The organism is Cryobacterium sp. Hz7 (assembly GCF_004402815.1).
GTDB classification, from domain to species: domain Bacteria; phylum Actinomycetota; class Actinomycetes; order Actinomycetales; family Microbacteriaceae; genus Cryobacterium; species Cryobacterium sandaracinum.
The window spans coordinates 61,441-85,702 of record NZ_SOFB01000013.1 but is presented as its reverse complement, the minus strand read 5'-3'; the positions used below and the strand labels follow the sequence as shown (position 1 = coordinate 85,702).

Genomic DNA, 24,262 nt, shown 5'->3' with positions numbered 1-24,262 from the left:
CAGCTTAGGCTGTGTCGCCTGAGCTGCGGTAACTGTCCGCGGTGGCGGCGAGGGCATCCGGCCACGGGGTCTTGCCGACGCCGAGCTCGCGCTCGGTTTCGGCGGAATCGATGATGTACGGCACCCTGAGCTGATAGCTCGAGGCCCAGATCTCGTGCATCATCGGGTTCAGCGCGCCGAGCGATTTGAGCAGCCACTGCGGGTAGCCCGCCACCGTGCCGTGCGTGCCGTAGCGGCGGTTGAGCTGGGCGGCGATGTCGTCACGGGTGATGGCCGTGCTCGGCACATGCCAGAGGCGGCCCCAGTCGCCCCGGTAGTCGGCGGCGGCCACGAGAGTTGTCACGATGTCGGGCAGGTAGCTCCAGCTGTGCACGCGCCCGGGCCGGCCCACGACCCGGGCGGTCTTCGATTCCAGGATGGCTCTGAAGAACCGGTCGTCGAGATGCGCAGTGCCGACGACGCCCGGCCCGAAATAATCGCTCGCCCGCACCTCGACGGCCCGAATCTCGCCGCGGTCGTGCGCGTCCCTCACCCGGTGCCAGAGCTCCTTGCGCACGAGCCCCTTCGTCTCGGTGGTCGTTTCCGGCGAATGCTCGGTCATCGGCCCGGTCGGAGACCCGTACGGGTAGAGATTGCCCATCATCACCAGGCGGGCGCCGGTGACGGATGCCGCCGTCAGCGCCGCGTCGATGACCGGCGGCCACTGGGTGGGCCAGTCGGTGTACCGCGGGTTGATGCACAGAAAGATCGTCGACATGCCGGTTGCCGCCCGGGTGAAGGTCTGGGCGTCGCTCGCGTTCAGCACGACGGACTCTACCCCGGGTGCCGCCGCGCCGGAGCGTGTTCCGACGGTCACCTGGTCTCCTCGAATCATCAGACGCTCGGCGAGCGGTCGTCCGACCATGCCGGCGCCGACGATCAGTTGCTGGGGCATGTATCCTCCTGAGGTGAGGCCGACGCTAGTCCTCGTCGTCGCAGCCGTCGTCGTTCTTCTTGCATTTACCGTCGTCCTTGTCGTTGCCGTTGTCAACGGACGTCGGGCTCGGGGCTGGAACCGGGGCCACGGTCGGCTCCGGCTTGCTCGCCTCGATCGCGGCGGTCAGGTCCGCGGACACCAGATTGAGGGCTGACTGGATGTCGGCAGCACGGGCGGCGCTCACCCCGTCCGCCGCGGCCGCGGTCAGCAGGTCGGCCTGGACGGCCTCGAGCGAGGCCTGGGCGGCCTCGAAGTCGCCGGCCGCGGCGGCCGCTGTGACGTTCCGCACACCGGCCTGCAACTCGGTGGCGGTGCTCTGCTGCAGGTCGGGAGGTGTGCTCCCGCACCCGGTCAGGGTGGACGCGACGAGCGTGACCGCGGCCAGTGCGAGTGTTAGGCGGGCCCGAGGCATCATGGCGTCACGCTTTCCTGGAGTCGTTTCAGATTGGTGCCGAGGGAGCCGTCGACGGCCGGGTAGGTAGCGGCGGGCGTGGCCGGTTCAGCCACCCGCGGGGTGAAGACCACCACGGCGAGCAGAATGAGCGCGGCCAGGACTCCGAGCGAGGCGAGCACTCGGGGCCGGCGCCACGCGGGAGCGATGGTGGTGCCACGGGCGCTACCCGGGGACCGTTCCGCCGCGCGGCCCGGTGAGCGGGCCGGAGCGCCGGCCGGCGTCAGAAACTCGGTGGGGGAATCCGCGCCGGGTTTCGGGGCAGCGATGACCTTCGTGACGGCCAGAACCGCAGTCGGCTCGAGGGTCGCGGCCCTGAGGACCGCGGTGGGCTCGAGGGTTTCGGTGGCGCCCAGGACGGCAGTGGGCTCCAACAGCTCGTTGGCGCCCGGATCGGCGGTGGGTTCCAGAAGCTCGGTGGCCCCCGGAGCCCCCATTGCCACGGTGACTGCGGTGACATCGGCGACGTTCTCCCCGCTGACCAGGCGTCGCAGCTGCACGGCTGCGTCACCCGCGCTGAGTCGGTCGGCCGGCTCGCGGATGGTCATGCCGCCCAGAACAGCGGCCCAGCGCTGGCCGAGATGGGCCGGGATGTGCGGCTGCCGCTGCAGCCTGGCCATTGCCGATTCAATCGCCGTTCCGGTGAAGGCGCGCTCGCCAGTGAGGCATTCGAGCAGCACGAGTCCGAGCGAGTAGACGTCGCTGGGCGGGCCGATGGTGTTGCCGAGCGCCTGTTCGGGGCTGAGGTAGCCGGCCGTGCCGAGCAGAGACCCGGTCGCCGTGAGGCGGGTCGCGTCGAAGAGACGGGCAATGCCGAAGTCGGCGAGTTTGGCATGCATGGCGCGGCCGGGGAAGCCCGACGGTGCGAGCAGCACGTTCGCGGGCTTGATGTCGCGGTGGATGATGCCCTGCGCGTGCACGTAGTGCAGCGCCTCCGCGAGGTCGGCGCCCATGGCTGCCACCTCGTCGGGGTGCAGGGCCCCGTCGGCGATCTTGCTGCGCAGGTCCGTGCCGTCCACGAGCTCCATCACGATGTAAGTGCGCGAGACTCCGTCGATCACGGCCGTGCCGGCGTCGAACAGGGTGACCAGGGCGAAGTGGTTGAGGCTCGCGAGCACCGTGACCTCGCCGCTCTGGCGCTCGGGCCCGGCGTCGTCGGCCGTGTCGAGACGGAACAGCTTCACGGCGACCGTACGCCCCAGAAAGAGGTCGGTGGCCCGGTAAACGGATGCCATCCCGCCCGTTCCGAGCAGAGCGTCGATACGAAAACGGTCGGCCAGGCTGATGCCGATGGGACCGACGGCGTGTGGCTTGGACAGAGGGAACCTCCTCGTGGATCCGTAAAGTCAAGCAAACCACACCTTGCAGGGGGAACAGCCAGCGCCCTCGCAGGGTGGAGTGGGTAATCTACGACTGTGGAAACCGTGCTGCTGTATATTCTGGGCGTTCTGATCGTCGTGGTCGGCCTTGCCCTGTCCATCGGCCTGCACGAGATCGGGCACCTGCTTCCCGCCAAGCTCTTCGGCGTCAAGGTCACCCAGTACATGATCGGTTTCGGGCCCACCCTATGGTCCCGTCGCAAGGGCGAGACCGAGTACGGCGTGAAGGCCATCCCGCTCGGCGGCTACATCGCCATGATCGGCATGTTCCCGCCCGCCAAAAAGGGCGGCAGAGTGCAGGCATCCAGCACTGGCTTCTTCAACCAGCTGGTGCAGGAGGGTGAACCGGAGAAGAAGCCCGGCGCCATGGCCACCATGGTCGACGACGCCCGCCAGTCCAGCGCCGACACCATCGGTGAGGGCGAGGAGCACCGCGCGTTCTACCGCCTGCCCGTCTTCAAGCGTGTCATCATCATGCTCGGCGGGCCCACGATGAATCTCCTCATCGCGGTCGTGCTCTTCGCCGTGCTCCTGATGGGCTTCGGAACGGCCCAGGCCAGCACCAGCGTCGGCAGCGTGTCCGAGTGCGTGCTGCCGGCCACGAGCACCCGGCAGACCTGCGAACCGACCGACGAGAAGGCGCCCGGCGCCGCGGCCGGCCTGCAGCCGGGCGACCGCCTGGTCAGCATGAACGGCACCCCGATCGACAGCTGGGACCAGTCCACCGAGATCATTCGCGAGTCGCCGGGCATCCCGCTTGCCACCGTCGTCGAACGCAACGGCACCCAGCAGACCCTGACCATCACCCCGAAACTCACCGAACGCTACGTGAGCGATGCCGACGGCGAGATCGAAGAGGATGCCGCCGGCGAGCCGAGGACTCAGGAGGTCGGCTTCGTCGGAATCGGCCCGGCTGGCGAGTTCGTGCCGCAGCCGGCGACCGCCGTGCTGCCCGCGGTGGGCGAGAACATCGGCGCGGTCGTGCACATGATCGCGAACCTGCCGCAGCGCATGATCGATATCGCCAACGCGGCCTTCGGACCGGGGGAGCGCGACCCCAACGGCCCGATCAGTGTGGTCGGGGTCGGCCGCGTCGCCGGCGAGATCGCCAGCATCGACGCCATCCCGGTGAACAGCAAGATCGCGAGCATGCTGGGGCTCCTGGCCTCGCTCAACGTGGCCCTGTTCGTGTTCAACCTGGTGCCGCTGATGCCGCTCGACGGCGGACACGTCGCCGGCGCGCTCTGGGAAGGGTTGCGGCGTCAGATCGCCAAGCTGTTCAGACGCCCCGACCCGGGCCCCGTCGACACGGCGAAACTGATGCCGCTCACCTTCGCCGTCGTGGTGGTGCTCGGCGCCATGAGCCTGCTGCTGATCTACGCGGACATCGTCAAACCGATCAACATCTTCGGCTGATCGGCGGCGCGTCCCGGCGCAGCTCCCCGCGGCTCTGCCCGGCGAGATTCGCCGAGATTCGCCGAAAATGCCGAGAGTCGCCGTTCCGCCAGGTCAACTGGGCAAAAACGGCGACTCTCGGCGTCTGCGAGCGGCGTCCGGTACGGGCGTTAGCGCGAGAGCAGCAGCGCCTCACCTTGGCCGCCGCCGCCGCAGAGGGCGACGGCGGCCTTACCGGTGCCGCGCCGGGCCAGCTCAAGCGCCGCGTGCAGCGCGAGGCGGCCGCCCGAGGCCCCGATCGGATGCCCGAGGGCGATCGCGCCGCCGTGGATGTTGACCTGCTCGGGGGAGAGGCCGAGCTCCCGGGTCGATTCGAGCGACACCGCGGCGAAGGCCTCATTGATCTCGACCAGGTCGAGCTCGTTGGCCGCCCAGCCCTGGCGCTCCAACGCGCGGTGGATCGCGTTCGCCGGCTGTGAGTGCAGCGAGTTGTCGGGTCCGGCGACCTGGCCGGAGGACTCCACCACCGCCAGCCAGCTGAGCTCATTGTCGTCGGCGAAGCGGCGGCTGCACAGCACGAGGGCGCTGGCACCGTCGCTCAGCGGCGACGAGTTGCCGGCCGTGACGGTGCCGTCCTCGGTGAAGGCCGGGCGCAGCCGGCCCAGCGTCTGCGTGGTGCTGTCGCCGCGCACACCCTCGTCCGTGGCGACCAGGAGCGGCTCGCCCTTCCGCTGCGGAACGCTGATCGGGGTGATCTCGTCGTCGAAGACGCCGTTCTCGACGGCGGCGGCGGCGCGCTGGTGAGAGGCGGCCGCGATGGCATCCTGGTCCGCCCGAAGCAGGCCGAGCCGCCCGTTGACATGCTCGGTGGAAAGGCCCATAGAGAGGCCGTCGAAAGCATCCGTCAGCCCGTCGCTGGCGGCGTGGTCAAGCATGGTGACGCTGCCGTAGGCCCAGCCCGTGCGCGAGCCGGGCAGCAGGTGCGGGGCGTTCGACATCGATTCCTGGCCGCCGGCCACGACGACATCCGCTTCACCGAGACGGATGATCCGGGCCGCGTCGATCACGGCGGCCAACCCCGAGAGGCACACCTTGTTCAGTGTCATTGCCGGAACGTTCCACGGGATGCCGGCGCCGATCGCGCTCTGCCGGGCCGGGTTCTGGCCGGAGCCGGCCTGCAGGACCTGGCCCATAAGCACGAACTGCACCTGATCGGGTGTCACGCCGGCGCGGGCGAGCGCCCCGGTGATGGCAGCGGTTCCCAGCTGCACGGCGGTGAGGCCTGAGAGCTGCCCGTTCACCCGACCCTGCGGTGTGCGCGAGCCCGCGAGGATGACGACGTCGCTGCTGTTCACGGCACTGTGGTTCATAGCGGATCTCCTTCAGAAGACCGATCGGGCCGGGGGCCGATCGGGTAGGGGTGGCGATGCGTTCCGGCGGTGGCCCCGACCGTCGGGAGTCATCCGGCATCCGTTCAGATTTCGCCCGGTCTCGCCGCGTAAGCTGTCGCCGTGGCTGCAATCAACCTGGGAATGCCCAAAGTACCTGAAGTTCTCGCTCCGCGTCGCAAGACGCGTCAGATCAAGGTCGGCAAGGTACTCGTCGGCGGCGACGCGCGCGTGAGCGTGCAGTCGATGACGACGACACCGACCACGAACATCAACGCGACCCTGCAGCAGATTGCCGAGCTGACGGCATCCGGCTGCGACATCGTGCGCGTCGCCGTGCCCAGCCGCGACGACGCCGAGGTGCTGCCGATCATCGCGATGAAGAGCCAGATCCCGGTCATCGCCGACATCCACTTCCAGCCGAGCTACGTGTTCGCCGCGATCGACGCCGGCTGTGCCGCCGTGCGCGTCAACCCGGGAAACATCCGCAAGTTCGACGACCAAGTCGGCAAGATCGCCGCCGCGGCCAAAGCAGCCGGCGTCTCCCTCCGCATCGGCGTCAACGCCGGCTCGCTCGAGCCGAGCCTGCTGCAGAAGTACGGCAAAGCCACCCCGGAGGCGCTCGTCGAGAGCGCCGTCTGGGAAGCCAGCCTGTTCGAGGAACACGACTTCCACGACTTCAAGATTTCCGTCAAGCACAACGACCCGGTGATCATGGTCAAGGCCTACCGGCTGCTCGCCGAACGCGGCGACTGGCCCCTGCACCTCGGCGTCACCGAGGCCGGACCGTCGTTCCAAGGTACCATCAAGAGCGCCACTGCGTTCGGTATCCTGCTCGGCGAAGGCATCGGTGACACCATCCGGGTGTCGCTGAGCGCGCCCCCGGCCGAGGAGATCAAGGTGGGCCTGCAGATCCTGCAGTCGCTGAACCTGCGCGAGCGCAAGCTGGAGATCGTGTCCTGCCCGAGTTGCGGTCGCGCCCAAGTCGACGTGTACAAGCTCGCCAACGACGTCACCGACGGCCTCGAGGGCATGACCGTGCCGCTCCGGGTTGCCGTGATGGGTTGTGTCGTTAACGGACCGGGCGAGGCCCGCGACGCCGACCTCGGCGTGGCGTCGGGTAACGGCAAGGGCCAGATCTTTGTGCGCGGCGAGGTCATCAAGACCGTGCCGGAGTCGGAGATCGTCGCGACCCTGATCGAGGAGGCCAACCGGATGGCCGCCGAGATGCCGCCGAGCGAAGACTCCCTCGGCGCCCCCGTCGTGACGGTCGGCTCCAACTAGTCGAGATCCAACGAGTCCAGCGAGTCCCATTCGCTGGGTCGCGTCGCGTCGCGTCCGGGAGATCAGATCTCAGGCGCCGCGTGCATGACGTTCATCACAGGTGGAGCACCGTACCAGCGTTGAACCAATTCGACGGAGATTTTCACGTAGTGGGGACTTTTCGCGGGCTCCAGGGCCGATTCCGGCAGAATCTCCGTCGAGTTCGTTCGGGAGAGGGAAACTGCCGGGGCTCTGATGGGAAGGACTCGTCGGCCGGAACGTGCGGTCATTCGGCGTCGCGGTGCGTCGCTGGGCCAGCCGCGCACACTCGTCATGGGCATCCGTTGTCACGTAAACGCGGGAATTTTTGAGACACACCGGTTTTGGCGCCGTAGTGTGCGGCGTGTTGCGAAAATCTCTGGGGTTAGCGACCGGCCGCAACGGATGCCCGGGGCGGGGGCCTCCGCACGTCGGGTCGCCAGGTCTCGGCGAGCGCGACCGCCGCTGGTGCGACCGCCGCTGGTGCGACCGCCGCTGGCGGCACCTCGGTCAAGACGGTTCGCGGCGCGGGTTGTGGAATCCCGCGGACCGCGGAACAGGTGCCGGCGTCCACCGGGTGCGCCGCGACGTCTGTCCGCGCGCCGTAAAGTGGGTGAGTGCCTATTCGTATGTCCAACTACTTCCTCCGTACCCTCCGCGAAGACCCCTCGGACGCCGAGGTCACCAGCCACCGCCTGCTGGTGCGCGCCGGCTACATCCGCCGCCAAGCCCCCGGAATCTTCGCGTGGCTGCCGATCGGTCTGCGCGTCAAGGCCAAGATCGAGACGATCGTGCGCGAGGAGATGGCCGCGGCCGGCGCCTTCGAGGTGCACTTCCCGGCCCTGCTGCCGCGGGAACCCTACGAGATCACGGGCCGCTGGGACGAATACGGCGACGGCCTCTTCCGGCTCACGGACCGCAAGGGCAGCGACTTGCTCCTCGCCCCCACCCACGAAGAGGTCTTCACACTCCTCGTGAAGGACCTCTACAGTTCCTACAAGGACCTGCCCCTGTCGATCTTCCAGATCCAGGACAAGTACCGCGACGAGGCCCGGTCCCGCGGCGGGCTGCTGCGCGGCCGCGAATTCACGATGAAGGATGCCTACTCCTTCGACTACACGGATGCCGGCCTCGACACGAGCTACCAGGCTCAGCGCGACGCCTACGAGCGCATCTTCACCCGGCTCGGCCTCGAGTACGTCATCGTTCAGGCGGATGCCGGCGCAATGGGCGGCTCCAAGAGCGAAGAGTTCCTGCACCCGACCCCGGTCGGTGAAGACACCTTCGTACGCTCGGCCGGCGGCTACGCGGCCAACATCGAGGCGTTCCGCACGGTCGTCCCGCCATCGATCGACTGGGCTGGCTTCCCCGCCGCCGAGGTCTTCGACACCCCGGGCACCCCCACCATCCAGACCCTGGTCGACCGGGCCAACAGCGATCATCCGCGTCCCGACGGCCGCGCCTGGACCGCCGCGGACACCCTCAAGAACGTCGTCCTCGCGCTCATCCAACCCGACGGCACCCGTGAACTCCTCGTGATCGGCCTCCCCGGCGACCGCGAGGTGGACCTCAAGCGCGTCGAGGTGGCCGTCACCCCCGCCGAGGTCGAGGCCGCGAACGAAACGGACTTTGCCAAGTTCCCCGGGCTGGTCAAGGGCTACATCGGACCCTGGAGCGCGAACGGAGCGGTGTTTGGTGAGAAGTCGACCACCGGCATCCGTTTTCTGGTTGACCCGCGCGTCGTGGAGGGCACCGAGTGGATCACGGGCGCGAACGAGCCCGACCGCCACGTCTTCGGTCTCGTCGCCGGCCGGGATTTCGCGCTGGGCGGCACCATCGAGGCCGCCGAGGTTCGCGTCGGCGATCCCGCGCCCGACGGCTCCGGCCCGGTGGAGCTGGCCCGCGGCATGGAGATCGGCCACGTTTTCCAACTCGGCCGAAAGTACGCTGAGGCGCTCGGCCTCAAGGTTCTCGACGAGAACGGCAAGCTCGTCACGGTCACGATGGGTTCCTACGGCATCGGCGTCACCCGCATCCTCGCCACCATCGCCGAACTCAATAACGACCCGAAGGGGCTGATCTGGCCCGAGACGGTCGCGCCGTTCGACGTGCACGTGATCGCCACCGGCCGGGACGATGTCGTCTTCGAGACTGCCGAAACCGTTGTCGCCATGCTGGAGGGCACCCAGCGTGACGTGCTCTACGACGACCGCCGCAAGGTGTCGCCGGGCGTCAAGTTCGGCGACGCGGAACTGATCGGCATCCCCGTCATCGTCATCGTGGGCCGTGGCGCCGCCGACGGCATCGTGGAACTCTGGGACCGTCGCACCGGTGGGCGCACCCAGGTGGCCATTGCCGAACTGGCCGCCAGCTTCGCCTGAGCGCCCGGCCCGGCTGAAGGTTCAGAGGCGGGCGAGCCGTGCCTGGGCGAAGCAGTACACGCCATAAGCGATCACTCCGGCGCCGACCAGCACCAGGATCGCCACCCCGAACGGCAGCGCCACGAGTGATTTCAGCGCACCGTCCATGCCGGTGGCCTTCTCCGGGTCGAGCGTGAAAGCCGCCACGGTGAAGAGGATGCCCACGGCGGCCAGCGCGATGCCCTCCGCTATGTAGCCCACGGTTCCGAGGATGACGACCACCGTGCCGGCCGGGCCGCCGGGCACCGTGATGCTGTCGGTGAAGCCATGGCTGGCGCCTCGGTGAACGAAGACGCCGCCGATCACGACCACGGCCAGGCCGGCGACGAAGAGCAGCACGACGCCCCCGGGAATCGACAGCAGTCTCGCGGTCGAGTCGCTGGCTGTTTCCGACGAGCTTGCCGAGGCTCCGCGGGCGAACGTGAACGCCGTCCCCGCGATGAACAGGAAGACGACACCCTTGCCGATCAGGACGGCGCGGTGGGCCCACTTGCGTTTCGGATCTTGGGCGGGTTCAAGGAACACCTGTACCAGATACCAGAGGCCGAGCGAGGCCAGGCCGAGAACCACCGTCCAGAGCACGAACACGCCGCCGGGGGTTTGGGCCAGCTGCCCGAGCGCGCCAGACTGGTCTGCCGACTCGCCACCGGCGCCCGTTGCCACGCTGATTGCGATGGCGCCGATCATGATGTGAAGCAGGCCGTTCACCGCATAACCGGCGCGGGCCAGAAGTTGGAAGGTGCGGCTGCCCTCGACGGTGCGTGCAGCGTGGTGAGCGTTGTCGGATACGGAATCGGCGGCCATCCGCCCAGCGTAGCGCCGCGCTCGGGCCGAGGGGAAGGCAGTTTCGGCGCGGGACGGGCCTGGGTCGGGTGACGGGCGTCCGGGGATTCGGCTAATCTAGGACGAGCCCGCTGCGCAGTTTCGCGGCGGCAAGATCTGAATAGAGGAGGCCGGCCATGGACATCGACCTCAGCGTGTTGCGGCAGTTGGAGCGCGAGAAAGAGATTCCCTTCGAGGAACTCGTGCGGATCATTGAGCAAGCAATTCTGACGGCCTACGTGAAGCACACCCAGCAGGGTGAAGTCTCCACGAAGCAGGTCGTCGAGGAAGAGCCGGAAGCGCGCGTCGTCCTCGACCGCAAGACCGGCCACGTCGACATTTTTGTGCCCGAACACGACGAAGAGGGCAACGTCGTCGGCGAAGCCGTCGACAACCCCACCGACTTCGGTCGCATCGCGGCCTTCGCGGCCAAGCAGGTCATCAACCAGCGTCTGCGCGACCTGGCCGATGACGCTGTGCTCGGTGAATTCAAGGGCCGCGAGGGTGAGATCGTCGCCGGGATCATCCAGCAGGGTCCGAACCCGCGCATGATCCACGTCGACTTGGGCACGATCGAGGCGATCCTGCCGCCCGAAGAGCAGGTGCCGAGCGAGAGCTACGTGCACGGACAGCGCATTCGCGTCTATGTAACTGCCGTCGGCAAGGGCCTCAAAGGCCCGCAGATCACGGTGTCCCGCACGCACCCTTCGCTGGTGCGTCGCCTCTTCGCCCTCGAGGTGCCGGAGATCGCCAGCGGCGTCGTCGAAATCGTCTCGCTTGCCCGTGAGGCCGGTCACCGCACCAAAATGGCCGTTCGCGCCACGGAGCCCGGCGTCAATGCCAAGGGCGCCTGCATCGGCGAACTCGGCCAGCGCGTGCGCGCCGTCACCGTGGAGCTCAACAACGAGAAGATCGACATCGTCGACTACTCGCCAGACCTGGCCACCTTCGTCGCCAGCGCACTGTCGCCGGCCAAGGTCACCAGTTCCTACGTGATCGACGAATCGATCAAGGCCGTCCGAGCCCTCGTTCCCGACTACCAGCTGTCGCTGGCGATCGGCAAGGAAGGTCAGAATGCGCGCCTCGCGGCCAAGCTCACGGGTGCGAAAATCGACATTCAGCCGGACAGCATTCTGGAGGACACGGAATAGGGGGTACGATGAATCCCGTTAGAACGTGCATTGGATGCCGTTTGCGCGCTCCGCGATCCTCACTTCTGAGGGTTGTAGCCCGAGAATCGGAACTCGTGGTGGATGAAACCGCCACTCTGCCTGGGCGAGGCGCGTGGCTGCATCCCACTACCGCGTGCTTCCAGGACGCACAGCGGCGACACGCTTTCGGGCGTGCCCTTCGCGTGACCAGTTCAATGGACGCGAATCAACTAGAGAACAGGCTGAACAGGCTTATGGATAACTAATGAGCGGCTCGAAATGAGACCCGTCCGTTACTAACGGTCTGCCCCTTTCCGGGTGCAGACCCGGAACAGGAGAATTGTGGCTGCGAAACCACGCGTACACGAGATCGCTAGCGAGCTCGGCGTCGACAGCAAGGTTGCCCTTGCTAAATTGAAAGAGATGGGCGAGTTCGTCAAGGGCCCGTCCAGTAGCGTTGAACCCCCGGTAGCGCGCCGTCTGCGCGCCGCCCTGGCGGCCGATGGCTCCAGCACCGCGGCTCCCGCCGCCACTGCCACAGCTCCAGCCGGCGCCACCCCCATCGCCGCGACAACCCCCGCAAAGCCGGGCGGCGCACGTCCGTCCCCGGCCAAGTTGGCCGTCAAGCCGGGTGTACGTCCCGTCGTCGAGGTCCCCGCAGCGGTTGCTCCCACCGCGGACGCCCCGCCGATGCCGACTGCCCCGCTCACAGTCGCCGAGCGTCAGGCTCAGGCTGCCGAGAAGGCTGCGGCTGCCGCGAAGGCTGCGGCTGCCGCGATCGTCACCGAGACCGTGTCCGCGACGGATGCCCCGGTCGCCAAGACCGCGGGTGGCGCCCCGAACGCAGCCAAGCCCGGTGCGTCCGTGCCGAAGCCGCCGGCGGCTCGTCCGGGCAACAATCCGTTCGCCAGCAACCAGGGCATGGGCAAGACCCCGAGTCCGCGTCCCGGCAACAACCCGTTTGCGAGCGCGCAGGGCATGGGTCAGCGCCCGCCGTCCACGTCTTCGCCCAGTAACATTCCGCGCCCCGCGGCCCCGCGCCCCGGTGCACCTCGTCCGGGTGGACCCGGGCAGGCCCCGCGCCCGACTGGTTTCGGTCAGCGTCCGGGTGCGTTCCAGCGTCCCGGTGGCGCTCCGGGTGGTGCCGGCGGCGCACGCCCCGGCTTCCAGCGTCCTGGTGGCGCCCCGGCCGGAGCCCCCGGCTTCGGCCCGCCCCGTCCTGCCGGTGGTGGCGGCGCCGGAGGTCGCGGTCGCGGCCCCGGCGGCGGAACCGCTGGCGCGTTCGGTCGCGGTGGCGGCAAGAACAAGGCCCGCAAGTCCAAGCGGACGAAGAGAGCAGAGTTTGAGCTGCGCGAGGCTCCGTCGCTGGGTGGCGTGAGCGTACCCCGCGGCGACGGCGGAACCGTGGTGCGTCTGCGCCGCGGTGCGTCCATCACGGACTTCGCCGACAAGATCGACGCGAGCCCCGGAAACCTGGTCACGGTCCTGTTCCACCTCGGTGAGATGGCCACGGCAACCGAGTCGCTCGACGAGGCCACGTTCGACGTTCTCGGCTCCGAGCTCGGTTACAAGATTCAGATGGTCTCTCCGGACGACGAAGACCGCGAGCTGCTGCTCGCCTTCGACATCGACATCGACCAGGAGCTGGAAGACGAGACGGATGACGAGCTTGTCGCCCGTCCCCCCGTCGTCACCGTCATGGGTCACGTCGACCACGGCAAGACCGCGCTCCTGGACGCCATTCGTAACGCGAAGGTGGCCGCGGGCGAAGCCGGCGGAATCACGCAGCACATCGGTGCCTACCAGGTCATCACCGAACACGAGGGCATTGAACGCGCCATCACCTTTATCGACACACCGGGCCATGAGGCGTTCACCGCCATGCGTGCCCGTGGTGCCCAGGTGACGGACATTGCGATCCTCGTGGTCGCGGCGGACGACGGCATCATGCCGCAGACGATTGAGGCGCTCAACCACGCCCAGGCCGCCAACGTGCCGATCGTGGTTGCAGTCAACAAGATCGACAAGCCCGGCGCCAACCCGCAGAAAGTGCGCCAGCAGCTCACCGAGTTCGGTCTCGTCGCCGAAGAATACGGTGGAGACGTCATGTTCGTCGACGTGTCGGCGAAGCAGGGCACCGGCATCCAGGAAGTCCTGAACGCCGTGCTCCTCACCGCTGACGCCGGTCTCGACATGCGGGCCAACCCGGACAAGGACGCTCGCGGCGTGGCCATCGAGGCTCGCCTCGACAAGGGGCGTGGCGCCGTGGCGACCGTGCTCATCCAGTCGGGAACACTGAACGTCGGGGACTCCATCGTGGCGGGCACGGCCTACGGCCGCGTTCGTGCGATGGCAGACGAGAACGGCGTGCCCGTGCTCGCCGCAACCCCGTCCCGTGCCGTCCAGGTTCAGGGCCTCTCCAGCGTGCCGCGTGCAGGCGACACCTTCCTGGTGATTCAGGAAGACCGCACGGCTCGTCAGATCGCCGAGAAGCGCGAAGCCGCCGAGCGCAACGCCCTGCTGGCCAAGGCCCGCAAGCGGATCAGCCTCGAAGACTTCACCCGTGCACTCGAAGAGGGCAAGGTCGAATCACTCAACCTCATCATCAAGGGTGACGTTTCCGGTGCTGTTGAAGCCCTGGAAGAGTCGCTGCTCAAGATCGAGGTCGACGATTCGGTTCAGCTGCGCATCATCCACCGCGGAGTCGGTGCGGTCACGGAAAGCGACGTCAACCTCGCCACCGTCGACAACGCCATCATCATCGGCTTCAACGTGCGCCCCGACACGAAGGCACGCGAACGCGCAGCCCGTGAAGGCGTGGATGTGCGCTTTTACTCGGTCATCTACAACGCACTCGAGGACATCGAGAACTCCCTCAAGGGAATGCTCAAGCCCGAGTTCGAAGAGGTGCAGAGTGGTGTCGCCGAGATCCGCGAGGTGTTCAGCTCCTCCAAGTTCGGAAACGTCGCCGGCGTCATCGTACGATCGGGCGTCATCACGAGAAACGCCAAGGCGCGGGTAATCCGCAATGGTGTCGTCGTGGGAGACAACCTGGGCATCGAGTCACTGCGCCGGTTCAAGGACGATGTCACCGAGGTCCGTACGGACTTCGAGTGTGGTATCGGCCTGGGCAAGTTCAACGACATCCAGATCGGTGACGAAATCGAGACGATCGAAATGAAGGAAAAGCCGCGGGTCTAAGGACGTACGGATGATGGGTGTGGGTTTCGCTGGGTTCCTGAACTCGGACGCGGCGGGGCCCGCACCTTCGGTAATATTTCGACAATAGGAGTTAGACCATGGCAGATCCGGCACGCGCCAGGAAAATGGCCGACCGCATCAAGGTCATCGTGGCCAAGCGCATCGAACGCGGACTCCGCGATCCGAGGCTCGGTTTCGTGACCATCACCGACGTGAAGGTGACCGGTGACCTGCAGCACGCCTCGGTGTTCTACACGGTCTACGGTTCGGCGGAGGAACGAGCCGACAGCGCGACAGCGCTCAAGGCGGCTACCGGCATGCTGAGAAGCGAGGTCGGTAAGAACATCACCGCCCGGCTGACGCCGTCGCTCGAATTCATTGCGGACGCCATCCCGGAGAACGCGGCCCTGATCGACGACCTGCTGCGTGAGGCGCGCGAGCGCGACACGCAGGTCGAGGAGCAGGCACGCACGGCGAAGTATGCCGGCGACGAGGACCCCTACGTCAAGGCGCGCGAATACGACGACGGCGACGACGAAGACGAAGGCGACGACGAGGAAGACGACGAGGTGCAACCCGGGGGCGGCCAACACGCCGAAGTTCCCGCCGAAGTTCCCGCCGGGTCGGATTTGCAGAAGTAAGGAAGCAACACCTGCCGGTCAGTGACCGGCCGGCCGTGCCGACCCGCATCATCCGTCAGCGGTGTGCGGGCCGGTTCGGCTTTTCTCGCGCCCGAAGGGGCTTATTCCTGCGGCAGGGTGTACTCGCCGGGTGCGGTGGCAATGGCGAGGCCGTCGGACAGCAAGCCCGCCAAAGCCCGGTCACGCTGGGGTGAGTCGGCCCACAGGTCGGTGATCTCGGCATCCGTCACCGGGTGCCGGGTGGCGCGAAGCTCGGCCATGATCAAGCCGCGCACCTTTCGGTCGCTGCCCTCGAACTTCTTCTGCACGGCTTTGCGCGGGCCGGAATAGGGCGGGTAGTCCGCCAGGCGCCAGGCGCAGGCGGCGCGGATGGGGCAGTCATCGCACCGGGGGATCCTGGCGGTGCAGACCACGGCGCCCAGCTCCATCATGCCGGCGTTGAATACGGCGGCGTCGCTCACGGGAAGTGGGAGCAGCGCGCTCATGGCGTCAAGGTCGCGGGTGCGGCTGGGTGGGGCCGGTTCGGCCTGACCGGCCACGGCGCGCGCGATGACGCGCCGGGTGTTGGTGTCGACGACTGGATGCCGCAGGCCGTAAGCGAACGCGGCGACCGCCCTGGCCGTATAGTCGCCGATCCCGCTGAGGGCCAGCAAGGCGTCGACGTCGGCGGGGACCACCCCATCGTGCCGCTCGGTGATCTCCACCGCGGCCGCGTGGAGCCACAGAGCGCGGCGAGGGTAGCCCAGGTTTGCCCAGGCCCGCACCGCCTCGCCGGGCGGGACCGCCGCGAGGTCCCCCGGGGTCGGCCAGCGCTCGAGCCACTCCGCGAGGCGGGGAATCACCCGGTTCACCGGGGTCTGCTGCAGCATGAACTCGCTCACCAGCACGCCCCAGGCGCCGAAGCCGTGCCGGCGCCAGGGCAGGTCGCGAGCATTGCCCCGGAACCAGGCGTTGATGGCGAGGCTGAGGGCAGGGGAGCCGGCTGCAGGAGCAAGCGTGAGCGTGGCATTCACCGTTCTAACCTAGGCTCGAAAGATGAAGCTTGCCTCCACTCCCCGGATCGAGTTCCTGCGGGAACTCGCGACCGAAATCCTTGGCGTCTACGGTCTCGGTCGCACGGTCGTCGCCATCGACGGCACGGATGCCGCGGAGCGCGCCGCTTTCGCCGACGACCTGGCCGCCGTGTTCGATGAGCGGGAGCATCCGGTGTTCTCAGCCTCCCTGCGCGATTTCCGGCGGTCGCGCGCGGAGCAGGAGCGCTTCGGCCCGGAATCTCCCGAGCGGCTGCTGCGCCACCTGTACGACTTCTCGCTGCTGCGGCGCGTGCTGCTCGACCCGTTCCGGCTGGGTGGCAGCACCGGTTTCGTCACCCGAGCGTTCGACGCCGACCGGGATGCCTGGATCCAGCCCACCTGGCTGACCGGGCCGTCCGACGCCACGCTGATTCTCGACGGCGAGTACCTGAACCGCAAGGAGTTGCGCGACCTGTGGTCGTACAGCGTTCTGGTGGAGACCGAGGCGGACGCGGTGCGCTTCGGACCAGGCGGTGCCGAGGATACCGGCATGGTCACCGAGCACGAGGTCGCCGACCGGCTGTACCGCGGCGAGGTGCGTCCGCGCAGCCGGGCCACGGCCATCGTCGACGTGAGCAACCCGGCCGACCCGCGCCGTGTGTTCCTCGACAGCTGCTGATCGGGGTCTTGGGTCACGGGTCGTGACGGTCATCGGCGGAGCGCCGCGAACCGCTCGAGCACGTCGTACGGGGCCAGCGACACCCCGCGTGCCTCAACCTCGTGCACGAGAGTTGTCAGCAGCTCGTTCACGGGCGCCCGCACGCCGGCCAGGGCGGCTTCCCGCACCACCGCGCCGTTGAGAAAGTCGACCTCGGTGAGCTGCCCGCGCTTCAGGCTCTGCTGCGTCGAACCCAGGTTCGGCACGTCGCCCATGCGGGCCTTCAGCCTCAGCGGCAGCACCTGGCCGAGGGCCGGCGGCAGCCGCGAGAAGGCTCTCAACGGCCGGTCGCCGAGCCCCTGCAGGCTGCCGTAACGCACCCCGCGCTTCATCCCCACCTCCACGGTCTCGCGCATGCTCTCGGTCATCAAGCGGCGCAGCCCGGCGTGGTCGATGACATTCTGAACGCTCATCCCGGTGATCGCGGGTAGTGCGTTGAGCATGTTGACGACGAGTTTGGTCCACTGGGCACCGACGAAGTTGTCGAGGGCGACGGTGGGCACGGCGCCGGCGAGCACGTCCCGCCAGGCGAGCGTGGCGGCATCCGCGGCGCCGGTTCCCCGGCCCAGATAGGTGGGCGCGGCGGTTGTGATCGTCACCTGGCCGGGTGCCGCGTAATTCGCCGCGATGATCGACAGGGCGCCGAAGCAGTCCGAGCGGGGCAGCAGAGAGCCCGCCGTGAGCACCCCGTCGAGGCCGTTCTGCACGACGATCACGGGGGAGCCGTCGAGCACCCGGGCGTTCTCGCCGATGGCCGCAGCCGCATCCTGGGCCTTGGTGCAGACGAGCGTCAGCTGCGGGGTCCGGGCCAGACGTTCGAGCGCGAGCGGATGCTGGCGTACGGTTCCGAAGGCCCCGGTCAGTGAAATCCCCTCGGCCCGGATGGCCGCCAGCGCCGGTCCGCGCGCCGTCACGGTCACCGTATGACCGGCCCGGGCGAGCAGGGTCGCGAACGTGCCGCCGAGGGCGCCGGCTCCGATCACCGCAATATTCATCCCCCCAGCCTAGGTCGCGCCCGATGGGTCAGCGCCGGACCGGGGCCGGATACCATGTCAAGAATGAACGAAGCATCCGGCGGGCCAGCCAGCGAACCGACAGTCGAACGGACGCCCGGGCAGCGGTCGATGAAGGTCGGCACCACCGTCAGCGGACTCCTCCTGGTCGACAAGCCCCAGGGCTGGACCAGCCACGACGCCGTCGCCCGCACCCGCCGCCTGGCCGGCACCCGCAAGGTCGGCCATGCCGGCACGCTGGACCCGATGGCCACCGGCCTGCTGATCCTCGGCATCAACAGTTCCACCCGCCTGCTGACGTACGTCGTCGGCCTCGACAAGGAATACCTGGCAACAATTCGACTGGGTACGTCGACGACGACCGACGACGCCGAGGGTGAAGAGCTGGCGCGGGCATCCGTCGACGCCGTGGCCGCCGTCACGCCGAAAGCCGTCGCGGCCGGAATCGGCGCCCTCACCGGCGCCATCGCGCAGCAGCCCAGCTCCGTCAGCGCCATCAAGATCGACGGCAAGCGCGCCTACGCCCGGGTGCGCGCCGGCGAGGAAGTGGACCTGCCGGCCCGCCCCGTCACCGTGAGCGCGTTCGAGCTGCTCTCCCTGACCCCGGGCGACGGCTTCCTCGACCTCGAGGTGCGGGTGGAGTGCTCCTCCGGCACGTACATCCGGGCGCTGGCCCGCGACCTCGGCGCCGCCCTCGATGTCGGCGGCCACCTCACCAGCTTGCGCCGAACCCGGATCGGCCCGTTCGGCATCGACATGGCCCAGCCGCTCGCCGAACTCGACGTCGCTGCCGGACTGATCGGCCCGACGGATGCCGCCACGCGCATCCTGGGACGCCTCGACCTGACAGAGCAGCAGGCCATCGACCTCGGACACGGCAAGCGCATCGCGGTGGACGGCGCAGTCGGCACCGACGCCGAAGCCGGCACGGCGGTTCCGGTCGGCCCGGTGGCCGCGGTCGCGCCGGACGGCCGGCTGGTCGGCCTGGTCGAGTACCGCGGCGACCACGCCAAGTCCCTGCTCAACTTCCCGCCGGATCAGGTCGCCGATGCCGCGCAAACCGTGGCAGCCCCGAAGGCCACCGCATGATCGAGTGGTTCATGTGGCTCCAGTTGGCCGTGGCCACCCTCGCCGGCCTGCTCTGCATCGCCCTCGGCCTGGCCGGGCGCAAACCCAGCGACCTCACCATGGGTGCCACCGCGCTCGTGGAGCTGCTGCTGATCGTGCAACTCGTCGTCGCGATCGTCGCCCCGCTCACGGGCAACACCGCGACCGGCAGCCTGCTCGAGTTCTACACCTACCTGATCAGCGCAATTCTCGTGCCCGTGGCCGCCGCAGCCTGGGCGCTGATCGAACGTAGCCGCTGGAGCACGGTCATCTTGGGCGTCGCCGGGCTGGGCGTCGCCGTGATGGTCTACCGCATGTGGCAGATCTGGACCGTCCAGGGCCTGTGAGATTCAGGGCCGAGAAGTCCGGCGCCCGTGAAATCAGATCCACGGATGCTGCGATAATTAGGAAGCCATGACCGCAGAGCAGAGCAACGCCGCAGGGACGCCCGCCGAGAGCGCTCGGTCGACCCCGGTGACCGGCATCGGGCGCGTGCTGATCGCCGTCTACGGCCTCCTCGCGCTCGCCGCCACGGGCCGCTCCTTCGTGCAGATCGCCTCCAAATTCGCCGAGGCACCGTTGTCCTACTCATTGTCCGCGCTGGCCGCGGTCGTCTACATCGTCGCCACGGTGGCCCTGATCAGGAGCGGCGGACGCTGGCGCCGCGTGGCCTGGATCACGATCGGCTTCGAGTTCGCCGGCGTGCTGGTGGTCGGCACCCTCAGCCTCGTCGACCCGGCCCTGTTTCCGCACGACTCGGTCTGGTCGTTGTACGGCCGCGGCTACCTCTTCATCCCGCTCGTGCTGCCGGTCCTGGGCATGTGGTGGCTGTCCCGGAGCGGTAAGGTGCGCGAGTGAAGGTGCTGCGCGGCGTCGCCGATATCCCGGCCGACTGGCCGGCCTCCGCGGTCAGCATCGGCAAGTTCGATGGCGTGCACGCGGGGCATCGCGCGGTCATCGCCGAGTTGCAGGCACTCGCCGACAGCGACGGACTGGCCTCCGTGGTGGTGACCTTCGACCGGCATCCGCTCGCCGTGCTTGCCCCCCAGGAGTGCCCACAGACCCTGATCAGCACCGAACAGAAGCTTGCCTTGCTCGCCGAGACCGGCGTGCGCGCCACCCTTCTGCTCGAGTTCACCGCGGCGTTGGCCGCTCTTTCGCCCGAGGATTTCATTGAGAGCATCGTGGTGCAGGGGCTTCACGCGCGCACCGTGCTGGTCGGCCGCGACTTCCGGTTCGGCGCTCGCGGCGCCGGCGATGTGCACCTATTGCAGGAGCTGGGGGACCGGTTCGGGTTCACCGTGCGCCTGATCGACGACGTGAAACCAGACCGGATGCGCCGGGTCTCGTCGACCTGGATCCGCGAGCTGCTCTCCCGCGGCGAGGTCGGCGCGGCCACTACCCTGCTCGGGCACAACCCGACCGTGCGCGGGGAGGTCGTGCACGGCGCGAAGCGAGGACGCGAACTCGGCTTTCCCACGGCCAACCTGTCACCGGCGTCCGAGGGGCTGATCCCCGCGGACGGGGTCTACGCGGGCTGGCTGACGGATGCCGGTATCCGCTACCCGGCGGCCATCTCGGTGGGCAACAACCCCACCTTCGACGGTGTGGCGCAGAAGCAGGTCGAGGCCTTTGTGCTCGACCAGGACATCGACCTGTACGACCATGTGGTGGAGGTGTCCTTCGTCGAACGTATCCGCGGCATGGTCGCGTTCACCGGAATCGAACCGTTGATCGTGCAGATGCACGATGACGTGGAAAAGGTCCGCGGCATCCTGGCCTGACGCGGGCATCCTGGCCGGACCGGGCATCTCGCTGTTGAGAGTCGGCTACTTGGTCGGGCCGCTGCTTGTCGGGCTGCTGCACTAGCTGACCGGCGGCTGGACCTGGCCGCTCGCCTTCCTGATCGGCGCCGCCCTGGCCGCTACGCTCGGCGGCGCCGTGCTGTCCTGCCCGCCCAGTGTCCTGCTGCCTGCCTAATGCCTTGCTGCCTGCCTAGCGCCCTGCTGCCCGCCCAGTGCCCCGCGCGGCCTCACGAATTCGACGGAGATTCTGGCAAAAAACCGGGTGAGACCGGTCTCAATGCCGGTTGAGAGCAAAATCTCCGTCGAATTGGTTCAGGGGCGGGCGGGCAGGCGGGCCAAGGGCGCGCGGGCGGGCGAAGGGCGCGCGAAGGGCGCGCGGGCGGGGGAGTGGGTGACTCAGGCGACCAGATCGGCGCGGTGGATGAGCGCCGCGGCGCCGATCAGTGGGCCGTCGCCGGAGAGAGCGGATGCGACGACGCGCACCCGGGTCGCGAAGGAGAACACCGTGCGCTCGGCGACGGCCGCTCGCACGTAGTCGAACAGGTCCGGCGTGACGTGTGAGAAGCCGCCGCCGATCGCCACCACGTCGAGGTCCACGAGGTTCGTCGCGGAGGCGATCGCCTGGCCGATGGCCTGGCCGCAGCGCTTGACCGCACTGATCGCGATCGGGTCTCCCGCGGCGTACGCGGCCGAGAGGTCTTCGCCGGTGAGGCCCGACCAGCCCTCGGCGCGCGCCCAGGCCACGGTGCGCGGTCCGGATGCGACGGCCTCGAGGCATCCGGTGCCGCCGCAGGCGCAGGCGTCGTCGAACCCGCCGACTTCGATGTGACCGATGTGCCCGGCGTTGCCGGTCGGCCCGGAAACGGTGGACCCACCCAGGATCAGGCCGCCGCCGATGCCGGTGGACACGACCATGCCCATCAGGCTGTCGGCGCCCCTCCCGGCGCCGAGCCAGTGCTCGGCGAGCGTGATGCAGAGGCCGTCCAGGCGCAGGCGCACGGGCGCCTCGGGCACGAGGGCCGCGACACAATCCCGTAAGGGGTAATCCCGCCAGGCCGGCAGATTCAACGGAGAGACTGTCCCCGTGTCCACGGTGATCGGTCCGGCGGTGCCGATGCCGACGCCGAGGAGGGCGTCTCCGGCCGGCAGGCTCGCTCGGGCGCGGGTGACGACGGTCCGTACACTGTCCGCGAGTTCCTCGGCGGTTTTGACCGGGCCGGTGGGGGCGCGGTGCCGGCTGGCGGCGAGCACGACCCCCTGCTCGTCGACGAGTGCGGCTTCAACCTTGGTGCCGCCGAGGTCGACGGCGAGAGCGTAGCTGGTGGGCATGACATCAGCCTAGGGCGTGCAGAGTTGCAGGGTCGATGCTCGAATGCGCAGATGAGCAACATGACCAACAGGCGTTGATCGGGGGAGACCGGCGACTTAGGCTGGACCCGAACGGAACGGAGCACCATGACGGACACCGACGAACTCTTATCCATTCGCGCGGCCGAGCTCTACTATGAGGAAAACAAGACGCAGGACGAAATCGGCACCGTTCTCCGCCTCACCCGCTGGAAGGTGGGCCGGCTCCTCGCCCAGGCCAAGGCCAGTGGCTTCATCCGCATCGAAATCGTTCACCCGCGCGCCCGTCGTCTCTCCATCGAACGCCGGCTGCGCGAGACCACGCAGCTGACGGATGCCATCGTCGTCTCCTCTGCCGGCGTCTCCACTGACGAGGAACTCCAGTCCCGCACCGCCCAAGCTGCCGCCGACTACCTCACGGGCCTCCGCCCGGTGCCGCGAACGCTCGGCATCAGCTGGGGCCGCACCCTGCACGAGGTGTCGCTGCACCTGGCCCAGGGCTGGGCCAGCGGCGTCAACGTCGTGCAGATCAACGGCGGAGTCAGCCTCAACCGGCGCGCCGGCACCGCAGCCGCGACGGCCGTCACCATTGCTCACAAGGCCTCGGGGGCGGCGACGCTGCTGCCGAGCCCCGCCATCCTCGAGCGCCTCGACACCAAGACCGCGATCGAAGCCGACCGCTCCGTCGCCGCCGTGCTGAACCTCGGCGCCGCGGCATCCGCCTACCTGTTCAGCGCCGGCCAGGCCGACCAAAACTCGGCTCTCGTCGACAGCGGCTACCTCACCGCAGAACAGGTCGCCGAGCTCGTACGCAAGGGCGCGGTCGGCGACATCGTCGGCCGGTACATCGACAGCAACGGCAACATCGTCGACCCGGAACTCAACGGCCGGACCGTCGGCATCCAGCTCGAAGCGCTGCGTCACGCGAAGACCGCCATCGCCGTGATCACCGGCGGCTCCAAACACTCCATCGCCCGCGCCGTCGTCGGCAGCGGCCTGTGCACAGTGCTCGTCACCGACGAAGACACCGCACTCGCCATCCTCGGCGAAAACGCATGACCGCACCCCGACCGCAAGGACAATTCATGACTACCAGCCAAACGGCCATGACCCAGCTGAACACCGGTGAACGCGCCCTGGCGCTCATCGGCGGCGAAGCCACGGATGCGAATCTGCGGCGTTACCTGCACGGCATCCCCGGCATCGACGCCGTCGGCTTGGAGCAGCGTGCCTCCGACCTCGGCACCCGCTCGATCAAGACCAGCTCGAAGAAGTGGGCGATCGACAAGATCATCAGCCTCATCGACCTCACCACCCTCGAGGGGGCCGATACCCCCGGCAAGGTGAAGTCCCTGGTCGGCAAGGCCCTCACGCCCGACGCCGGTGACCTCAGCTGCCCTCGCGTGGCTGCGGTCTGCGTCTACGGCGACATGGTGCCGCACGCCGTCGCCGCTCTCGGCTCCGCGCACTCCGCGGGCACGGATGCCGGCGTGAACGTCGCCGCCGTCGCGACCGCGTTCCCGAGTGGGCGCGCGTCCCTCGCGATCAAGCTGGCCGACGTGCACGACGCCGTCGCGGCCGGCGCCGACGAGATCGACATGGTCATCGACCGTGGTGCGTTCCTGTCCGGCAGGTTCGGCCAGGTCTACGACGAGATCGTGGCGGTCAAGCAGAGCTGCCGCCGCCCCGACGGCAGTTTCGCCCACCTCAAGGTGATCCTCGAGACCGGGGAGCTCAGTACCTACGACAACGTGCGCCGCGCGTCGTGGCTGGCCATCCTGGCCGGCGGCGACTTCATCAAGACCTCCACCGGCAAAGTGCCCGTCGCGGCCACCCTGCCCGTGACCCTCTCCATGCTCGAGGTCGTGCGCGACTGGCATCGCCTCACCGGGGCGAAGGTCGGTGTGAAGCCGGCCGGCGGCATTCGCACGTCTAAAGACGCCACCAAGTACATCGTGACCGTCGCCGAAACCGTGGGCGAGGAATGGCTCACGCCGAGCCTGTTCCGGTTCGGGGCGTCGAGCCTGCTGAACGACGTGCTGATGCAGCGCCAGAAGATGACCTCCGGACACTACTCCGGCCTTGACTACGTGACGATCGATTGAATCTCGACAAGCTCGATCACCGACAACT

Annotated in this window: 22 protein-coding genes; 14 read left to right on the top strand and 8 right to left on the bottom strand. The window is 68.4% G+C overall.

Features of this window, described 5'->3' with window-relative positions; translation table 11 throughout:
* Positions 1–4: 4 nt before the first annotated feature.
* From E3N86_RS03195 to E3N86_RS03185, 3 genes are read right to left on the bottom strand one after another with little or no spacing between them, the layout of a single operon-like run.
* Complete coding sequence (locus E3N86_RS03195; RefSeq protein ID WP_104100272.1) at positions 5–934, bottom strand: hypothetical protein; 930 nt, start codon at positions 932–934, stop codon at positions 5–7.
* A gap of 25 nt (positions 935–959) precedes the next feature.
* Positions 960–1,391 (bottom strand): hypothetical protein, encoded by a 432-nt coding sequence (locus E3N86_RS03190; protein ID WP_104100271.1) that lies wholly within the window; start codon positions 1,389–1,391, stop codon positions 960–962.
* A complete protein-coding gene (locus tag E3N86_RS03185; protein WP_255453034.1) occupies positions 1,388–2,689 on the bottom strand; it encodes a serine/threonine-protein kinase in 1,302 nt (433 codons plus the stop codon). The genes E3N86_RS03190 and E3N86_RS03185 overlap by 4 nt, the downstream gene beginning before the upstream one ends.
* Positions 2,690–2,842: 153 nt before the next feature.
* On the opposite strand from E3N86_RS03185, the gene E3N86_RS03180 reads away from it, so the two are divergent.
* A complete protein-coding gene (locus E3N86_RS03180; protein WP_166784821.1) occupies positions 2,843–4,222 on the top strand; it encodes an RIP metalloprotease in 1,380 nt (459 codons plus the stop codon).
* Between the two features lie 149 nt (positions 4,223–4,371).
* On the opposite strand, the gene E3N86_RS03175 is transcribed toward E3N86_RS03180, so the two are convergent.
* On the bottom strand, positions 4,372–5,571 hold the full coding sequence (locus E3N86_RS03175) for an acetyl-CoA C-acetyltransferase (RefSeq protein WP_104100269.1): 1,200 nt from the start codon (positions 5,569–5,571) through the stop codon (positions 4,372–4,374).
* A gap of 141 nt (positions 5,572–5,712) precedes the next feature.
* Here E3N86_RS03175 and ispG point away from each other — a divergent pair, with 141 nt between their 5' ends.
* Both ispG and E3N86_RS03165 read left to right on the top strand, forming a co-directional pair.
* Complete coding sequence (ispG, locus tag E3N86_RS03170; protein ID WP_174720143.1) at positions 5,713–6,873, top strand: flavodoxin-dependent (E)-4-hydroxy-3-methylbut-2-enyl-diphosphate synthase; 1,161 nt, start codon at positions 5,713–5,715, stop codon at positions 6,871–6,873.
* 647 nt (positions 6,874–7,520) lie between these two features.
* Positions 7,521–9,272 (top strand): proline--tRNA ligase, encoded by a 1,752-nt coding sequence (locus E3N86_RS03165; protein ID WP_134511323.1) that lies wholly within the window; start codon positions 7,521–7,523, stop codon positions 9,270–9,272.
* 21 nt (positions 9,273–9,293) lie between these two features.
* Here the strand turns inward: E3N86_RS03165 and E3N86_RS03160 are convergent, their stop codons facing one another.
* Positions 9,294–10,115 carry a DUF1206 domain-containing protein gene (locus E3N86_RS03160; protein ID WP_134343307.1) on the bottom strand — a complete coding sequence of 274 codons (822 nt, stop codon included), beginning with the start codon at positions 10,113–10,115 and terminating at the stop codon, positions 9,294–9,296.
* A 155-nt stretch (positions 10,116–10,270) separates the two neighbouring features.
* Between E3N86_RS03160 and nusA the strand changes: the two genes are divergently transcribed.
* The 4 genes from nusA to rbfA all read left to right on the top strand — a co-directional run bounded on the left by nusA (position 10,271) and on the right by rbfA (position 15,126).
* Entirely contained in the window at positions 10,271–11,284 is a 1,014-nt protein-coding gene (gene nusA / locus E3N86_RS03155) for a transcription termination factor NusA (protein WP_104100266.1), read from the top strand.
* 8 nt (positions 11,285–11,292) lie between these two features.
* On the top strand, positions 11,293–11,550 hold the full coding sequence (locus E3N86_RS03150) for a YlxR family protein (RefSeq protein WP_134511314.1): 258 nt from the start codon (positions 11,293–11,295) through the stop codon (positions 11,548–11,550).
* A gap of 76 nt (positions 11,551–11,626) precedes the next feature.
* Complete coding sequence (gene infB, locus E3N86_RS03145; RefSeq protein WP_134511313.1) at positions 11,627–14,485, top strand: translation initiation factor IF-2; 2,859 nt, start codon at positions 11,627–11,629, stop codon at positions 14,483–14,485.
* A 98-nt stretch (positions 14,486–14,583) separates the two neighbouring features.
* The gene (rbfA, locus tag E3N86_RS03140) at positions 14,584–15,126 is read left to right on the top strand and encodes a 30S ribosome-binding factor RbfA (protein ID WP_104100263.1); all 543 of its coding nucleotides are present in this window, start codon (positions 14,584–14,586) and stop codon (positions 15,124–15,126) included.
* A 101-nt stretch (positions 15,127–15,227) separates the two neighbouring features.
* Here the strand turns inward: rbfA and E3N86_RS03135 are convergent, their stop codons facing one another.
* A complete protein-coding gene (locus tag E3N86_RS03135; protein WP_166784823.1) occupies positions 15,228–16,082 on the bottom strand; it encodes an A/G-specific adenine glycosylase in 855 nt (284 codons plus the stop codon).
* Positions 16,083–16,161: 79 nt separating this feature from the next.
* Here E3N86_RS03135 and E3N86_RS03130 point away from each other — a divergent pair, with 79 nt between their 5' ends.
* Positions 16,162–16,818, top strand: coding sequence for a hypothetical protein (locus tag E3N86_RS03130; RefSeq protein ID WP_134343301.1), 657 nt, complete (start codon positions 16,162–16,164; stop codon positions 16,816–16,818).
* 29 nt (positions 16,819–16,847) lie between these two features.
* Here E3N86_RS03130 and E3N86_RS03125 read toward each other — a convergent pair whose 3' ends face one another.
* Positions 16,848–17,852 (bottom strand): ketopantoate reductase family protein, encoded by a 1,005-nt coding sequence (locus E3N86_RS03125; protein ID WP_134371791.1) that lies wholly within the window; start codon positions 17,850–17,852, stop codon positions 16,848–16,850.
* 129 nt (positions 17,853–17,981) lie between these two features.
* Here E3N86_RS03125 and truB point away from each other — a divergent pair, with 129 nt between their 5' ends.
* The 4 genes from truB to E3N86_RS03105 all read left to right on the top strand — a co-directional run bounded on the left by truB (position 17,982) and on the right by E3N86_RS03105 (position 20,761).
* Entirely contained in the window at positions 17,982–18,959 is a 978-nt protein-coding gene (gene truB, locus E3N86_RS03120) for a tRNA pseudouridine(55) synthase TruB (protein WP_134511322.1), read from the top strand.
* On the top strand, positions 18,956–19,324 hold the full coding sequence (locus tag E3N86_RS03115; RefSeq protein ID WP_104100259.1) for a hypothetical protein: 369 nt from the start codon (positions 18,956–18,958) through the stop codon (positions 19,322–19,324). Before truB ends, E3N86_RS03115 begins: the two co-directional genes overlap by 4 nt.
* A gap of 67 nt (positions 19,325–19,391) precedes the next feature.
* Positions 19,392–19,835 (top strand): hypothetical protein, encoded by a 444-nt coding sequence (locus E3N86_RS03110; RefSeq protein ID WP_104100258.1) that lies wholly within the window; start codon positions 19,392–19,394, stop codon positions 19,833–19,835.
* Positions 19,832–20,761, top strand: a complete 930-nt coding sequence (locus E3N86_RS03105) for a bifunctional riboflavin kinase/FAD synthetase (RefSeq protein ID WP_104100257.1) — start codon at positions 19,832–19,834, stop codon at positions 20,759–20,761. Before E3N86_RS03110 ends, E3N86_RS03105 begins: the two co-directional genes overlap by 4 nt.
* A 417-nt stretch (positions 20,762–21,178) precedes the next feature.
* On the opposite strand, the gene E3N86_RS03100 is transcribed toward E3N86_RS03105, so the two are convergent.
* Positions 21,179–22,111, bottom strand: coding sequence for an ROK family protein (locus E3N86_RS03100; RefSeq protein WP_104100255.1), 933 nt, complete (start codon positions 22,109–22,111; stop codon positions 21,179–21,181).
* Positions 22,112–22,237: 126 nt separating this feature from the next.
* Here E3N86_RS03100 and E3N86_RS03095 point away from each other — a divergent pair, with 126 nt between their 5' ends.
* Together E3N86_RS03095 and deoC are read left to right on the top strand one after the other, a co-directional pair.
* Entirely contained in the window at positions 22,238–23,188 is a 951-nt protein-coding gene (locus E3N86_RS03095) for a sugar-binding transcriptional regulator (RefSeq protein ID WP_104100254.1), read from the top strand.
* Between the two features lie 26 nt (positions 23,189–23,214).
* On the top strand, positions 23,215–24,234 hold the full coding sequence (gene deoC / locus E3N86_RS03090; protein WP_134511312.1) for a deoxyribose-phosphate aldolase: 1,020 nt from the start codon (positions 23,215–23,217) through the stop codon (positions 24,232–24,234).
* Positions 24,235–24,262 lie beyond the last annotated feature (28 nt).